Origin of the sequence: Acinetobacter sp. YWS30-1 (assembly GCF_033558715.1) — a bacterium.
Taxonomy (GTDB): Bacteria; Pseudomonadota; Gammaproteobacteria; order Pseudomonadales; family Moraxellaceae; genus Acinetobacter.
In genome coordinates, this window is sequence record NZ_CP114606.1 from 747,525 (window position 1) to 763,914 (window position 16,390).

Consider the following 16,390-nt stretch of genomic DNA (forward strand, 5'->3'; position numbering starts at 1 on the left):
AGATGACACGAGTCGGTACATTTCCAAAAGAATCTATTATTGCTAATCGATATCAAGTACAAACATATCTTGGTGAGCATGATTGCTGTGAAGTGTACCGCGTCGTTGATATTGAAACTTGTGACCTGAAGTTACTTAAAATTATTCAAAATAAACAGCTCCCAAGTATAGATTTAGATTTATTAGAAAAAACCTTACTTAAATATTCGAAATTACGACATCAAAATTTGATAATTCAATCTGAATTGAAAAATTTTATTGATAATCAAATAACATATTACTATTTTCTTAATAATTATATTTCAGGTGAACCACTCGAAGATTTATTAAGACGAAAACTTAAATTAAGTATATTTGAGAGTTCAGAAATTTTATTTCCAATTTTGGACACATTAGATTATTTGCATTCACAGAAAATAATGCACAAAAATATTAATCCTAGTTATATATACTTAGATTATAGTTTAAATAAAATTAATAGTTTTTTATGTTTGGTTAAAGTTAGTGAATTTAGTTCAGAAGAAGCTAAAAAAATTTACTTGGCATACCAATCTAATAACCGTCTTTTTAAAAAGAATTATATTGGAAACGACGTTTTTTCATGGATGATTATATTTTATAAATCTATTACAGGTGTTCAACCATGGAATTATGATATTGATTGGGAAATTGACGATATTATTTCAATTAGGCAGCGTATAGAACTTCATAGAGCTAGCTATTCATCAACCCCTTTATCTTTTTATGAAAGCACCTATGAAAAGGTAGATAATGTTTTTAAAATAGTTTTCGATAAAAATTGCCAAAATTTATTTTTAAATTTTCAAGAATTAAAATCAGATTTAATATCTGGATTTAATTTGGATTCTAAGTATCAGTTTTTAAAGATGATAAATAAAAAAGAATCTAACGCTAATTTTCAAATCAAAAATAGTAAGATCGAGAATAAAAAAGGATTACAGAAAATTGCTGGTATGGATGATCTAAAACAACAGTTAGATATAGATGTTATTCAACCTTTAATCCAAAAGGATAAATATCAAAAATATGGAGTGGAACCATTAACCGGTATACTACTTTATGGGCCTCCAGGTTGTGGTAAAACATTTATTGCACAATGTCTAGCAGAGGAAATAGGTTATTCATATTTTGAAATTAAACCATCTGACTTAGCTAGTGTATATATACATGGTACACAAGAAAAGATAGCTAAGTTGTTTAGAAAAGCGGAAGAGAGTAATCCTTCGCTTATTTTTATTGATGAAATTGATGCATTATTACCTAACCGAAGTCAGGAAAATTTGACTCACCATTACGCAAGTGAAGTGAATGAGTTTTTATCACAAATAACAAATTGCGGTGAGAAGGGTATTCTTGTGATTGGAGCCACAAATCGCCCCAAAGCTATAGATCCTGCGATGTTAAGAACAGGACGATTAGAAAAGCATATTTATATAGATTTTCCAGACTTTAATGCTCGATTGGGAATGCTAAAACAGTATTTAGAAAATAGACCTTGTTCTGATGATTTGGATTTGTTCAACTTAGCTATATTAATGGTTGGTTATACTTCTAGCGATCTCAGATATATAGTAAATGAGACTGCTAAATTAGCATTAAAGGAAGATTGTCAGATTAACGATATATTCTTTAAAACGATCATTGAGAAGTATAAACCATCTGTAAGAAATGATGATAGGTTCAGTCAGTTTTAAAAATAATAGATAGTTTGATATTACAAACTATCTATTATTACTATTAATTATTTTATCAGTCTATCAATACTGTCTCTGAGTCCATCTGCGCTGCGGCCTTCTTCGAGACTGATTTTTTCACGTAGTCTTGTGAGAGCCCGTTTTGCGTCTTCATCATTTCTTAATAGTTCACGAGCTTTATATTGATTTTGGTTATTTATGGCTGCTAAAGCTAAAGCTCGGTTACTTGCATTACTACGTTCTGAAGTATTATTTTGCTTATAGAAATCAATAAGTCTACTTTCTGATGCGCGCTCCATTTTATCCCATTGCTCAAGCTGCTTTTTTGTTACAGCATCAGTCATTGCCTTTCCTGCAGCTTTTCCTGCACTTACTAAAGAATCAAAAAAACCCATAATTACTCCTTATTTCATAGTTAATTGAATTTTATTTTTTAATAAAATTATCAACTTAATTTAACTTTAGATCCCATTTCAATCAAGTAATTTTGTTGAAAAATATATATTAAAATTTGCGGTTTTTTTACCTTAGTTCATTTACTTTGCATATGTCTAATTGTTTTAGTCAAACAAAAAACTTTGTAAATCATTTTCATTTTTCAATATTTTTGATTCTTCGACTCCATAAGCACGAGCTAACATAATACTGGACTCTACAATTGAAATATTTGTACTCAAGTCAAAAGCTTTACTTCTTAAATCAGCAATTTTTTCAAATTCAGTATTAATTTTATTTATGACATTTATATAAACTTCATCAACCTTAGCTACAAAAAGTTGCATGGAAGCTTCCATCTTCTGTGCTAGCTTTTTATCTTCACCTAATAAAATTTCACATACAAACTTTCCTGCGATTGAACCAATGACAGCGCCTAAGACTGGTATAGGGATAAATGTTTGTCCTGCTAGGGCAGCAAGACCAACACCTGCGCTATCAGCACAAACAAAAATTGAATTCATTTGAAACTCTTCGAAAGTTAATTTCCCTTGGTAAAAGTCATGTACTAATGAGCTTACCCCTTTTGATGCGGTAACAAATGCACCGGCTAAGGGGGCAGCTAACCCCGCACAATTAGTCAAACTATAAACTGCAGCACCAGTTACACCTGCTAATGCGGATGCTTTAGCTGTATCTAATCCAACTTCTTTCCAGTCTTCTTTAGTTAGCTCGCCCTTAAATAAATTTTTTCCTTCATTTTTATATTTAAGATATAAAGAGGAACTCAAGGCAATAGCACCACCAACAGCTGCTGCAGCTCCAGCTGCTTTTAGCCCTTCTGTTAAGTTGGCTTGATGTTTATCGTGAATAATGTCTTTCAGTTTTTCATTTTGTTGTTCTAGGTCAACACTGTGCTTATTTAATGTTTCATGCACTTGTCCTTGTTGAACTTCAGCATAATCAGATACCCCAGGACGAACCACCTCATTAAATGGCTGTCCAGACTTGGTTTGGATTTCTTCAATTTTTGCTTGAACAGAATTGATAGTCTTTTGACTTAAACCTTCAATAGATTCACCGCGATGAATTTTAGAAATCAATTCATAATGATCTTTTGGAATATGATAATAAGATCCGTCACGACCAAAGTTTTCATACTTGTCCATGTGTTTGAGCACATGATCAAGGTTGTTACGCAAACCATTAATAAATTTTGATTGAACCTGAATCCCATCAATCAAATAATCTTCGGGCGCAGTGCGTCCCACTCCTTCAAAGGTAGCTCTGACTGTATCACCTGCAAGAGCATCTCTTGCATTACGAATACCTACTTCGACTTGTTCTGCAATTTCTCCATGTTTAGTAAGATCGCTACCTAAAATATTTTCAGGTGTTCCAATAAACTCTCGAACTTGATCAACATGCTTCATTGAATTAATAAAGCATTGATCCTGCAAATTAAGTTGAGTAATTTCGTCGTGCAGTCGAGCAACATTAATGCCATCGACTATGGCACTAGAAATCTGGTCTTGTACTGAAGTTGTTTGCATTAATATTGCCTGATGATTTAATTAAATTAGAGCTCAACTTTCTTTTTCATAAGTAGACATAAGCTCTCTACATGATTTTTCAATGAAATCATAAGTGCTTTTTGGCCGCCATCTAGTTGATTATAATCAAGTGTGGTGAGTGTTGAATCTAGCGTTCTTAATTGAGATTGCATCCCCACAATATGCTTCTGTGTCTCTTCCGTAAGTTTTTCCACTTCTAAGGACGCGGCTTTAAATTGTCTATTTAGAACTTCGATTTCCTTTCTTTTTTCATCAGCTTCTTTAGCAATTTTCTCATTTCTACTGCGTGCAAAAAGTGCACTTCCGACTAATGCTGTACCACCAATTGCCCAGCCTACTGGTCCTGCAAGTGCCAATAAAGCATTACCTGCAGCCATACCACCACCACCTGCAGCAAGAGCTCCTCCACCTAACCAAGCTAATGCAGCATTAGTAGCTGCAGCACCACCTAATGCAGAAATGGCCGTGCCCGTAGATGCTGTGCCAAAAGTAGTTGCAATGGCCATAGCTGCAGTAGGTGCAAATGCAGCAACTCCAGCGCCAGCAGCAACTCCAGCTCCCGCAGTGCTACCAGCTTGTAGGTCGACCAAGCGAGCATTTTCTCGAATCTTCTCTAAGATGTCGCTAAAGACTTTAAATTCAGCTTTGTATTCAGTAAATGTTTTATCAAATTCTTTAGGCTTATTCGCAATTGCACTAAATAGAGCCTCAATTTTTGAAATAATTTTGTGGGCATCATTTTTTCTGAGATTCATTAACTTTTCAGACTTTGAACCTACTTCTTGCCCTAGGTCTTCATAAATCTTTTTAGCATTTTCAAATTTATCGATAGCATTTTTTTTTAAATCACCGTTTAACATTTTGTACCCTTACATATTTATGTGATTTTTGTGAAGTCTGTTTTATATATATTATTATTTTTTATCAGAATTGTAATTCAATATTTTTTTAATATTCACATTTTGGCTTGTTGACAAAAAGTTTTAGTTTGCCTATGCTTCAAATGAGCAATCATGCTTAGGTTGAGTTTTAGCCTGCGGTTAAGAGTTCATACTCTCTTAAACAAAAAAACCTCATCTTATATTCTTAAATAAGACCAAATCCGTTATTTCGTAAGTATGTCTCTAAATCAAAAGATTTAGTTGAAGGCTTTTTATTTCCTGTCGAAATATAACGGATGTTAATATGTTAAAAGCATTTTCTAAAAGACATTTTTTTACCCAATTACCTGTTGTGGGTTATTTACCTCTTAAAAAATTTCATATTCTGCCAATATTTGGTTTAGAACCTAAATTAATTAAACAATCGGTTGACAGCGTAGCTCGCGATCGTGAAAAAATAGGTCATTGCACGCTCTTAAATGCTCTTGTTCATTCATTGGGTTTTAAAGGTGGTTTTTCAGGATTTTTGGATGCCTATGAGCAAATCCTAAAACCTTTTATGGAAGACCATAACTTAAGCCAATATGCGGATTTGATTGAGCCAAGGTTTCCATGTGATGGAGCAAGTCGTTTAAAACATCAACGTCAAGATGTATCTGATCGACTGTTTTATAGCGATAGCCCTATTCCAGACAAAATTTTTACAGGATATAACTTTCGTTATGATCAATACTTCGATGATGGTATAGGTATCTACAATTTTGAAATTGATCATTCTGATTATGGATTACATCAGAACCCCTATGATGAAAATGATTCATCAAATGTAGATGTAGCTCTTCAAAACCCTACATTAGAAGTACCTCTGAAGCGTAAACAGCCAAATACGAGATCACTGATTGATATCGTGATTGGTGGAGATTTATTTTATATCCAGGCTGGTTTCAACCTGCTTGGAGATCAGCTGATTCAACCTAGGGAAAAAGAGCTAGTTTTTCAAATTTATAATAACAATGAATCAGCTTTAGAAAAATGTCTGATACATTGTAATAAAAAGATGAACTTGTTTATTCAGCGCATTGAGGAAGTCAATCAAGGTTGGATTGAAGTAATCCCTTTTAATGAAAATCTTATTTTTTTAAAAGGTGAAAAAGGTGAATATGACTTCCTTTTTAAAAATCAACGTGATGAAGAATTTAAACATCAAATTTACGAACCGTACTTGAAAAGAGCTGACGTACCTAAATTTGATGATGAATATCATTTTAAGCGTTGGTTCTACTTTGAATTTAAGGGAAATAGGCAACAGCAGTCACATCAAGCAGAAACAGAGTATTATTTTTCTGGTGGTAAAGCATGTGACTATCCTGGCACAGAAGAGTTATTAAAACGCTCTTTGTATATTGATTATGCCAAAACACTCGTAGATTTGGGCTCTTCTATTGAATTGCCAAAATTTCAAAAGATTAGGTTAGAAAATGGCAAATGCTTGATGGTCTCAGATTTAATCCCAATTGAAGACTTTCAGGAATTTTTAATTTCAAACCCATTGTACTTAGAAGGTAGAGCGGATGTTTTTGAGCAAGAAGGTTTGCTTGATAATCTAGAATCAGTAAATGCTGATGAAGATACGTCGTTGCCTGTATCATTGACTTGGTATGATGTAATGGCATTTATCAGTTGGTTTAATCGGAAGAATAAAGTCGAGAGCCGCTTATTAACTTATGATGAGTTTATAGAGGTTTCCCCCTTTTCTGAAAAGATCGATGATGATTCGGGATTGAGTTTTTATTCGCCACCTTTAAACAGAACTTTTAATGGAGAAACATCTTTTATAGGTCAACCTAATGAAGAGTTCGAATACAACTGTCTGAGTTTTTATGATGAAAATGGAGACAAGATTTTTGGTCATCCACCTTATATGAAGGAAAAATCTTTCCAAAAAATTCAATTGAAATTTGAAGATGTGAAATACTTAGAAAAGCACGAACTTAGATTTATTGATTCCAAAAATTTTGGAGAATGGTTAAATAATAAAACTTGTGTTTGTTGTAAAACATTAACGGGATTTTATAACTATATTGCCAAACCAACTCCAGTATTGGATTCTACAGGTAAATATAAAGGTAGAAAAACTGGCTTTAGACTTTGCTATGAATTAAAAGATTAAAGCTATTAAATATGGGCAAGTAAGTAACTTGCCCATATTGTTATTAAGTCGTCAAAGGCTAAGTTTTTCAGTTGCTGAAGGAGCTATCGAACTCGGTGGCTATTCAGGCTTGCCTACACCCAAAATTTGATATTTTTTGTGTACAAGCTGAGCTTCTTTAAAGACCTAAAATAACTTGATACGGTTTAAATCCTTCTAATACAGCATCGGAAACTAGTTTGATAAAAGATTCTGTTTTTCCGAAAGCCATCCATTGATCCAATGCCTCATAATATGCCAATCGATTTTCAACTGTGATGACACAGGGTGGATAACCAGCTTTAAGCAATTCGAGGTTCATCAATAAGCGTGATGTACGACCATTCCCATCAATAAATGGATGAATGCCTACAAAGTCTGCATGTACTTTAGCTGCACGTTCAATAGGATGTAGCTTATGTGCCTCAGTATTGTACCAATCGACAAGCTGAGCCATTTTATCATTCAACAGTGTATAGTCGGGTGGGTTAGTCGTAGCACCTGAAATCAACACGTTTTGTTGGCGATAACGTCCTGCATTGTCATCATCGATATTTTTTAGAATGAGTTGATGGATATTACGAATCTGCCATTCAGAAAAAGGTTCTTCTTTACGAATAATATCTTCAACATAATAGATCGCATTTCTATGGTTAATTGCCTCGAAATGTTCTCGTAATGCTTTTCCACCAACGGTAATGCCTTCCAAAACCACTTTTGTTTCTAGCAATGTCAGTGTATTGCCTTCAATTGCATTTGAATGATATGTCCAGCGAACAATAAGATCTTCTTGTAGATTTTTTACAATTGCAGGAGAAAGAGGACGATGCTGATCTAATTTTGTTTTTAAAGCATCTATATTGTCAAACATAACTTTCACCCTGAAGTTGTACTCTTGAATGATACATGAAAAAAATAAATATAAAAAAGTAATGTTATAACATTACTTTTAATATTGAATGCGTACGTGTTAATATCGGGACACCATTTCAAATCCTGTTAATGGATTTGAACAAAATAAATTTTGTGATTCAATGCACTAAATCTAATTTGGGTAAAAAATGGGTACAGGAAAAATGCTATTGGCTTTATGGTTCACTAAATCAATAGCTTAGGAGTTGAGTTCAATTGACACCATCTCAATCTTGCTCTTATCAACTTATTGACTTTTATTAAGAGAAATACAATTAAAAAAATTCCTTAAGATATTCAGTTTGTTAGATGATGGATATTCCTAAGGTGAGTTGTGAATCCGAGAAGATGCTTTAGCTTATTTTTTAATGATCTTTATGCACCTATACAGCTGAGAAATTTCAATTATTAAAAGTTGGTGCGCAGGTTTTAATATAAGCTAATGAAATACAAAAGGCTCCGACAAACCCGGTACGATTCAAGAAAAGAAAAAACCCGCTCAATAACTTGAAGGGGCTGTTAGTGCCGGAAGAATTTCGGCTAGGAGAGAAATAATTTTTTTCAAGAAAAAAATCTGTTTAACTCTCCCAAATTAAACAGATCAATTTATAGTAGACCTCTTGCGAAAGTAAAAACTGCCTCAATATAGATTTCATGAAATATCAGAAATTAAATCGTTTTTCAGATTCTGAATTCCAGCGCTTGGTTGGTGTACCTCGAGCAGTTTTTAGTGAAATGGGGCTTTGTTGCACAAAGATTTGAAATGCAAAGCGCCCCTAATTGATCCAAATTTAAGGCGTAACTTGGGTAAGTGGGCGACCTAATTCCGTAAATCTGTTAAGGACTGCTACACGTGCATGGATCTCATTCACCTGACTAGGAAAGCTTCTTGCCATTAATTTATCGCCTAATAATTTGATGCAATGCATCTTGGTTTCCACCAAACTGCGGCGATGATAGCCTGACCATTTTTTCCATAATGTCCTGCCTAAATGTTTAACTGTTCGAAGTAATTCATTTCGCTCTAGCGAGCTACTCTTTGTATCTTTCCATGGTTTCGCATTTTTTCTAGGTGGAATCACCGCATGCGCTTGCCGATCTGCAATGACCTGACGGCATTGCTTGGTGTCATAAGCTCCATCGGTATAAACAGAGTCAATCTGCTCATCTTGTGGAATCTGATTAAGTAAATCACCAAGCACCTGTGAATCACTGACATTATTGGTTGTGAGCTGAATAGCGCGTATTTGTAGGGTTTTGGCATCTATACCAATATGTAGTTTACGCCATTGGCGACGATATTCAGCTCCATGTTTCTTGCGTTTCCATTCGCCCTCACCTAGAAACTTCATGCCTGTAGAGTCTACGAGTAGATGCAGCCCATCGCTACTTTTTTGGTAGCTGATTGCAATATCAATATGCTTTTGTCTTCTACAAAGCGTACTGTAATCTGGTGCGGTCCAATTTAATCCGCAAAGTTTAATCAGACTTTGCACAAAGCCAGTGACCATACGTAAAGACAAACGGAATAGAGATTTAATCATTAAGCAGCATTGGATAGCTGCGTCGGAGTAGGTTTGATTTCGCCCTTGTTTGCCTTTTGATGGAGCATACCATTGCGTAGCAGGATCAAACCAAATGGCAATATTTCCGCGACTCATGAGTGCTCGGTTATATGCGGGCCAATTGGTTGTGCGGTAGATTTTGTGTGTAGGCTTCTTCATTTGAAAATTATATCGCTGAAAAAGCCTTTACAGATAGGTTTGTGCAACAAAGCCAATAAATATCAAAGTCTAAAATAGTCAAAAATGATACTTTCGCAAGAGGTTTAAAAATTAAAGCTTTCTAAATAATTCTTTTGCATTTAGATATTCTTGTTGGTCAATATCTAAATATCTTAATAAAGCAGGTGTTTTTATTGAATCTAAATTATATAAAGCCCAATAAAATGTTTCATATCTATTTTGCTTTTTAAAATCTTTTATTTTTCCATTTATATAGGATTCATCTAAATCATCTTCAATAAATAATTCAATTATTTTTAAAGCGATACGGTTTAAATTATTGATGTCAATATTTTTCATTTTTTCACCTATTTGGATGAATTTTAATACACAGAATTATGTATTGCCAATTATTGTTATTTAAAATTCATTGAAAAGTGAAATAGTTTTTTTTGGTTAATATTTAGAAATTGACAGGGTTTTTAAATATTGTCACATTTACCACATTTACCACATTTACCACATTTACCACATTTACCACATTTACCACATTTACCACATTTACCACATTTACCACATTTACCACATTTACCACATTTACCACATTTACCACATTTACCACATTTACCACATTTACCACATTTACCACATTTACCACATTTACCACATTTACCACATTTACCACATTTACCACATTTACCACATTTACCACATTTACCACATTTACCACATTTACCACATTTACCACATTTACCACATTTACCACATTTACCACATTTACCACATTTACCACATTTACCGCATTTACCGCATTTACCACATTTCAGTGAATTGATTTTGGTATTTTTATTAGTGGAAGTGTAATGCGTAAATCTGTTGTGCCGCAGTTGTTTGGTTTTTTATAAAACATTGATTATTAAATTAAAAAAAACTTTATATATACTTTTTTTTGATTTTACGAACCAAATTAATCATTGAATTTCTAAGTTTGATTTAATGCTCCTGCAGACTGAATTGAAATATAAGTATGTTGGTTAGTCTGTCTACTAAATATTTGTTTTTTAATTATTTGAGGTAAAAGTGAATAATTTGATTAATGGTTCGGATTCTAAGCAAGATTTAATGATTGATGGGGATGTATTTTTTTCTATTATTAATAAGAGGAATGAGGTTGAGTATTTTAAATCAATTGAGGATTTTGAAAATAATTTTTTAATTGAGGATTATGATAGTGGATTATATAAGGTTAATCAGATGAGTAATATATATGCAAAATATCCTGATTTTGATTGTGAAGGTTGTAATGCTATAAAGTTATGTGATGAAAGTGATATTAATAAAGCAACAGGATATTTAATTAATGGTGTTGCATCTAAATGGGATGAGTTAAGTGAGCCTCAAAAAAAGATTGAGGAAATTAACGTTAATTTTTCAATCGGTAAAGGAATTCCAGTTGCTAATTTAGATATCAAATATAAATCTTGGGTTTTTACAACAGATGATGTCTCTATTTTTAAGCTTTTCGCTAAAAACAGACAGCCTATTGTCTATGTTTCTGATAATGATGATGGTTTTTATATAATTAATAATAATTTTGGAGAAGATATTTTTAAAGTTATGCTTGGCACGCAACCGCCAACAATGAATGAGGATTTATTTATTAGTAGTAATAATCTTCAACATCTTAATGATGAGCATAAATATAAATACCTAATGGAACAGGTAAGTCATTTAAAAAATATTGAAGATGCAAGATTGAACATGATAGGTCAGGAGCCACCAATTGAAGCAACAATGCAGCTGAACACTGCATTAGTTGTAAGAACACTGTCTCAAATTGAAGAAAAGCCAACTGATTGGATTTGGGAGGGATGGTTAGCTGCTAGAAAAATAACTGTATTAGCCGGTATTGGAGGTTGTGGTAAGACGAATCTCATGCTTTCAATTGCAGCAACAATTTCAGTTGGGGGGGTATTTCCTGATGGCAGTAAATGTGAGAAACCTGGAAAAGTATTAATTTATTCAACAGAAGATGCTGCAGATGATACGCTTAAGCCTCGGATTATGTCCTATGAAGCTAATTTAGATAATATAGCTGTGATGGATGGAGTAGTTGATAGAAAGGGAAAAATCAGGTCGTTTGGGATAGAGGATATAACAGCATTAGAAAACTATGCCAAAGCAAATCCTGAACTTCGGCTTTTAATTATTGATCCTGTCGTAGGGTTAGTACAAGGTGATTTAAATAAAGCCAATACGGTGCGACAAGCGTTAGATCCCTTGAGTAAATTTGCGGAAGATTATAACTGTGCGGTTGTCTGTATTACTCATCTATCTAAAAGTGCAGGTAAAGAGAATATGCCTTTAGTTGAAAGATTTTTAGGATCTCAAGCATTTACAGCAAAAGCAAGAATGGCACTATGTGCTTTAAAAGATGAAAGTGAAGATAATTTTTATTTATCTAGAGTGAAAACGAATACAACTAAACAATCGGATACTCACATGAGATATCGAATTGAATCAGCTACTGTTGGCAAACGGATAGAAACGTCTAAAACTACTTGGCTTGAACCTTTCATTGGCTCATTTGACACTAAATCAGGTAATAAAAAGGAAAAAGCAACTGAAATTAATAGGGCAAAAAAACTTATATTAGATCTATTGTCTAAAAATGAGATTATAGCGTCTAAACACTTGAAATCATTATGTTCGGAAGAAGGTATATCAGATGCCACTTATGGTAGAGCAATCAGAGATATAGGCGCAATAAGCTTTAAAAGAGAGCAAGCGTGGTATTGGAGACTACCTACATAAATAGTAAATTAATAAGATGCAATACATGCAATACATGCAATACATGCAATACATGCAATACATGCAATACATGCACTAATACAACTAATTAATTGGCTTATTGTCTTAGGGGACTTCATATTGATTATAGTCCCCTTAATAATTTCAACTTTTCAACTTTTCAACTTTTCAACTTTTCAACTTTTCAACTTTTCAACTTTGCTAATTAAGTAATTATTAAACGTTAAAAATCAGCTATAGCTAAATTCTAAGAACACTAGCACATGGAAATATCTGTAAAACCTCATTTCCTATGGTTTTAGGTGTGATAATAAATTAAGTATTCAGCTATATAATTTATATATAAGTACAATTTTATAGGGTCTTGGGTTTCGGAAGTTAAATATTGGTATTCAGGTTTATATAAACAGGAAATTAATGCTGAAACGCTCTTTCTCTGATTTCAGGGGTATATTTTAATTTTGTCATCGGGATAGTCTCTCAGAATATTGACTCTCCGACAAATCCGGTACGGTTCACTTTTTTGAATCCGTCAATGCGTAAGTCCTATACTCCATAAACCCTTTAAATTAATTAGGTGGTTTATGTCGCACTTCAAGTTTTACTCTGCCATGCATTCAAAATATTTATAAATTTTAAAAATAGTTTCATGATTTCTTATAAATAAATTATATGAATATTAGACCTCTCGCGAAATTATCATTTTTGACTATTTTAGACTTTGATATTTATTTAAAAATCAACGCTTATCACTGATTAAATTTTGACTAACACAAGAGGTGTATTCTACTTTTGAATAATTGTTCTAAGATTTTTTTTAATTATAATTAAAATTATATATTTGTTTTAAATAATTATATATTTATTTTAATTGAAAAATAGGGGTGTTGAGTGTTCAATAATTTCTTTACAAAAACGGTTTTATCAGTAGCAATAACCTCCATTTTAATTGGTTGTGGTGGTGGCGGAGGTAATTCTGCATCAAATGGTCCAAATGTAACCACACCACCAGTGGGTGGGGTTGAGAATCCAGATACAGGCACTGGTTCAGATACAGGTACTGGTTCAGGTGATAAAGAACCAACTACAACTCCTGAACAAGATTATGTGTATAAGAAAGAAAACTTTAATGTTGTAGAACCTGATACATCTGCAAATAAAGTGAAAGTTGGTGTTATCGACTCTGGCGTTCGAAAAAATGATATTTTAGAGCATGCAGTTAAAAAAGTTTATAAATACATTGAAGATTATGAAGCAGGTGAGATCACTGTTACCGATCTCACAAACGCAGGAATTGATATTCAGGATTTAAGTATTAACAATCACGGTACTTTAGTTGCAAGCGTTATTGCTGCTAAGTCAAATGGTGATCCAGAGTACGAAAATATTCCTGAGGGTGCTGCTAAAGATATTGCTGAAATCTATGGCGCACGCACTTCAGATCAAAATGGTGGTCTGGGCTATACATCAGGTGCTCTCCTTGCTATGCAAGACTTGCATGATAAGCATGGTGTGAAATTGTTTAATGGTTCATTTGGGACACGTACTGCCGAAACTGAATACAAGAAAACACTTACTAAATATGCAATGAATTTGGCCGATGGTGGTTCATTGATTGTTTTCTCAACAGGTAATGATGGTTCTTCTACGCCTAATATTGAAGCCTTGCTTCCAACCTTCGTTGGGGGGGGAGGGTATTGAGAAGGGGCTTTTAGCTGTAACTGGTCTAGATTCTACCAAAAAAGCTCTTTACCGTGCAAAAGATGGTACGGGTGCAAATGCGTGTGGGGATGCTGCTCGCTGGTGTATTGCTGCTGATTATGAAGTTCCTGTTTATAGCGAAAATTTAAATGGTAATGCTGTTTTTGTAGGTACATCTGCATCTGCACCTCAAATTACTGCATTGGCTGCTCAAATCTGGTCTAAATATCCTTGGATGACAGCCGATCAAGTGCGTCAAACTATTTTGACTACTGCTGATTATGTTGATGATGGTTCAGGCCAAAAATTATTTAATAAAACTTTTGGTTGGGGTTATTTTAATCAAGCTTCGGCTTTGAAAGGCCCTGAAATGTTCAGCCAAATTTTTGGTGAAACTTTTAATGCGGAAGTTAATTCAGGTCTAGCTATTTTCTCTAACAACATCACTGGTGATGCAGGGTTAGTAAAAGGCGGTAAGGGTACATTGGTACTAAGTGGCAACAATACTTTCTTTGGCAATACTGTTGTAAGTGATGGTGAATTGCGTGTGAATGGCAGTATTGAATCTCCATTAACTGCTGTATATAGCACAGGTTTATTAACAGGTGCTGGTAAGGTTGGTGCTGTTGATAATGGTGGTACTGTTTCAACGGAAAAAGGTCGCTTAACTATCGCTGGTGACTACAATCAGTATGAGCAAGCAAAATTAGTGTATGGCTTGGAACACTATTTAACTGTTACTGGTGTTGCTAATCTAGATGGTGCGTTAGAAGTTACTGCTCAAGATCAAAAAATGGTTACTGCTGGTAAACATGATGTAATTAAAGCAGGTTCTATTACAGGTGATTTTGATACGGTTACTGCTAAGAGTGCATTCTTGCAAGTCGGTGAAACCACTAAGGATGCTAATACTTATTCAGTAGATGTTCAGTTAAAAGATGCTAAAGTAGCAGGTACTTTGAACGGTGGTCTGTCTAATGCTTCTGGTGATTTAGTTAACCAACTTATGGCTAAAGCGAATGCGCAAGCTGTGAATGGTGAATCAACTGAATTAACCAGCTATGTAGCGAAAGTACAGCAAGCGGTGACTGCTGAGCAAGCACAAGCTGTCTTGAATACTAATGCGGGGGCGTTATTTGCGGAAACACCATCTGTATTATTGCACAACGATGCAATGACCAATGCGCAAGTCGCTCAACGTGCATTCCAAGTATCTAAACAAGGTGTAACAGGTGCGTGGGTAAATGGCGCTTATCAGGAGACTTCTACAAAAGCTAAAGGATGGGATAAGGTTGATTCAGAAATCTCAACTTTGACCGCTGGTTCGGATTTCCAAGTGGCTGATAATGCGATTTTAGGTGCTTATGTTTCAACTTACAAAGATGACTCTAAGTTTTCAGAATCAAATGGTACAAGTGAAACTGACCTGACTACCTTTGGTGTTTATGGTAAATGGAATACCGCATCAGACTTGTATTTCGCAGCTAATGCTCAATATGGTTTTGGTGATGTTGAATTTAAACGTAGCGTAACAAACGGTGTGGATTCAGAGCAAAGCAATGCTAAATCTGATTTAGATAAGTATGGTGTATACGGTGAAGTAGGTTATAGCTTCATTAACAATCAATGGTCTGTATCCCCATATGCTGCACTAAGCTTTAACAGTGTTACTTTGGACAAGGTTAATGAATCTAGTGAAATGGGTGTTACTGTTGATGATGTAACAGCTAAAGAAAATAAACTGCACGTAGGTGTTCGATTCGACTATCAAGTTACTAAAAACTTGGCGCTAGGTGGTTATGGTGAATATGCTAATGCGGTAGATCGCTCTTTACCAAATGTTAGCTTGGCATCAAACGTAGATAATACTGTTGGTGTGAGCTACCAAGCACCTGCTTACGACAAGGATTACTTCTTGTATGGCATTACATTCAACTATCTAACAAACAACTCTAAATGGAATATGTTTGGTGATGTAGCAGGAAATGCGAAAAATTCTGATGATATACAAGCTCAATTAGGGCTTAAGTATATGTTTTAATGTGAAATTATTTTGTAAAATTTAATCATTAATCAGATTGTTGGGCGAGTTTAAGGCTATTGAAATATCTTATAAATTTTAAATAAATAGGTATTGAAATTTCAATTATGTATGCTTTATTGACTAACATCAAATGTTAACTTAGATAAATTAGTATATAAAAAAGGCTATTTTCTAGGAAAATAGCCTTTTCTCTTCAAATTGAATGAGAAGACATGTCGAAATTTTGGGAGAAATTGGATTAGCTACTTTTCTAAGAAAGAACGTCTGTTTCTATGAAAAGGTTATGCAAACTTAAGATTTATTAGTTCTAAGCTAAATAAATCTTTGCCACATTTTTTGCCACACTTTTTTTAATGGCTATCACAAACTATCATATGCAAGTAATTGAATAATAGATAATTC

12 protein-coding genes and 1 pseudogene are annotated in these 16,390 nt (G+C 34.0%); 6 read left to right on the forward strand and 7 right to left on the reverse strand.

What is annotated here, in order from left to right; all coding sequences use genetic code 11:
- Window positions 1-2 precede the first annotated feature (2 nt).
- The gene (locus O4M77_RS03440) at window positions 3-1,715 is read left to right on the forward strand and encodes an AAA family ATPase (protein WP_323713833.1); all 1,713 of its coding nucleotides are present in this window, start codon (window positions 3-5) and stop codon (window positions 1,713-1,715) included.
- 47 nt (window positions 1,716-1,762) lie between these two features.
- On the opposite strand, the gene O4M77_RS03445 is transcribed toward O4M77_RS03440, so the two are convergent.
- From O4M77_RS03445 to O4M77_RS03455, 3 genes are all read right to left on the reverse strand, one after another.
- Window positions 1,763-2,110, reverse strand: a complete 348-nt coding sequence (locus tag O4M77_RS03445) for a hypothetical protein (protein ID WP_323713834.1) — start codon at window positions 2,108-2,110, stop codon at window positions 1,763-1,765.
- A gap of 165 nt (window positions 2,111-2,275) precedes the next feature.
- The gene (locus O4M77_RS03450; RefSeq protein ID WP_104426533.1) at window positions 2,276-3,703 is read right to left on the reverse strand and encodes a hypothetical protein; all 1,428 of its coding nucleotides are present in this window, start codon (window positions 3,701-3,703) and stop codon (window positions 2,276-2,278) included.
- Window positions 3,704-3,729: 26 nt separating this feature from the next.
- Complete coding sequence (locus tag O4M77_RS03455) at window positions 3,730-4,584, reverse strand: hypothetical protein (RefSeq protein WP_104426532.1); 855 nt, start codon at window positions 4,582-4,584, stop codon at window positions 3,730-3,732.
- A gap of 325 nt (window positions 4,585-4,909) precedes the next feature.
- Here O4M77_RS03455 and O4M77_RS03460 point away from each other — a divergent pair, with 325 nt between their 5' ends.
- Complete coding sequence (locus O4M77_RS03460; protein ID WP_228203543.1) at window positions 4,910-6,775, forward strand: hypothetical protein; 1,866 nt, start codon at window positions 4,910-4,912, stop codon at window positions 6,773-6,775.
- A gap of 157 nt (window positions 6,776-6,932) precedes the next feature.
- Here the strand turns inward: O4M77_RS03460 and O4M77_RS03465 are convergent, their stop codons facing one another.
- Complete coding sequence (locus O4M77_RS03465) at window positions 6,933-7,664, reverse strand: Fic family protein (RefSeq protein WP_104426531.1); 732 nt, start codon at window positions 7,662-7,664, stop codon at window positions 6,933-6,935.
- A 695-nt stretch (window positions 7,665-8,359) separates the two neighbouring features.
- On the opposite strand from O4M77_RS03465, the pseudogene O4M77_RS03470 reads away from it, so the two are divergent.
- Window positions 8,360-8,443, forward strand: a pseudogene (locus tag O4M77_RS03470) (IS5/IS1182 family transposase); the annotation flags it as partial.
- Window positions 8,444-8,496: 53 nt separating this feature from the next.
- Here the strand turns inward: O4M77_RS03470 and O4M77_RS03475 are convergent.
- The 3 genes from O4M77_RS03475 to O4M77_RS03485 form a co-directional block, all read right to left on the reverse strand.
- The gene (locus O4M77_RS03475) at window positions 8,497-9,429 is read right to left on the reverse strand and encodes an IS5-like element IS17 family transposase (protein ID WP_099475569.1); all 933 of its coding nucleotides are present in this window, start codon (window positions 9,427-9,429) and stop codon (window positions 8,497-8,499) included.
- 111 nt (window positions 9,430-9,540) lie between these two features.
- Window positions 9,541-9,789, reverse strand: a complete 249-nt coding sequence (locus O4M77_RS03480; RefSeq protein WP_004730515.1) for a hypothetical protein — start codon at window positions 9,787-9,789, stop codon at window positions 9,541-9,543.
- 103 nt (window positions 9,790-9,892) lie between these two features.
- Window positions 9,893-10,249, reverse strand: coding sequence for a hypothetical protein (locus O4M77_RS03485; protein ID WP_323713835.1), 357 nt, complete (start codon window positions 10,247-10,249; stop codon window positions 9,893-9,895).
- 260 nt (window positions 10,250-10,509) lie between these two features.
- Between O4M77_RS03485 and O4M77_RS03490 the strand changes: the two genes are divergently transcribed.
- From O4M77_RS03490 to O4M77_RS03500, 3 genes are all read left to right on the forward strand, one after another.
- Complete coding sequence (locus tag O4M77_RS03490) at window positions 10,510-12,243, forward strand: AAA family ATPase (protein WP_323713836.1); 1,734 nt, start codon at window positions 10,510-10,512, stop codon at window positions 12,241-12,243.
- 891 nt (window positions 12,244-13,134) lie between these two features.
- Complete coding sequence (locus O4M77_RS03495; RefSeq protein ID WP_323713837.1) at window positions 13,135-13,944, forward strand: S8 family serine peptidase; 810 nt, start codon at window positions 13,135-13,137, stop codon at window positions 13,942-13,944.
- A complete protein-coding gene (locus tag O4M77_RS03500) occupies window positions 13,859-15,985 on the forward strand; it encodes an autotransporter domain-containing protein (RefSeq protein ID WP_323713838.1) in 2,127 nt (708 codons plus the stop codon). Before O4M77_RS03495 ends, O4M77_RS03500 begins: the two co-directional genes overlap by 86 nt.
- Window positions 15,986-16,390 lie beyond the last annotated feature (405 nt).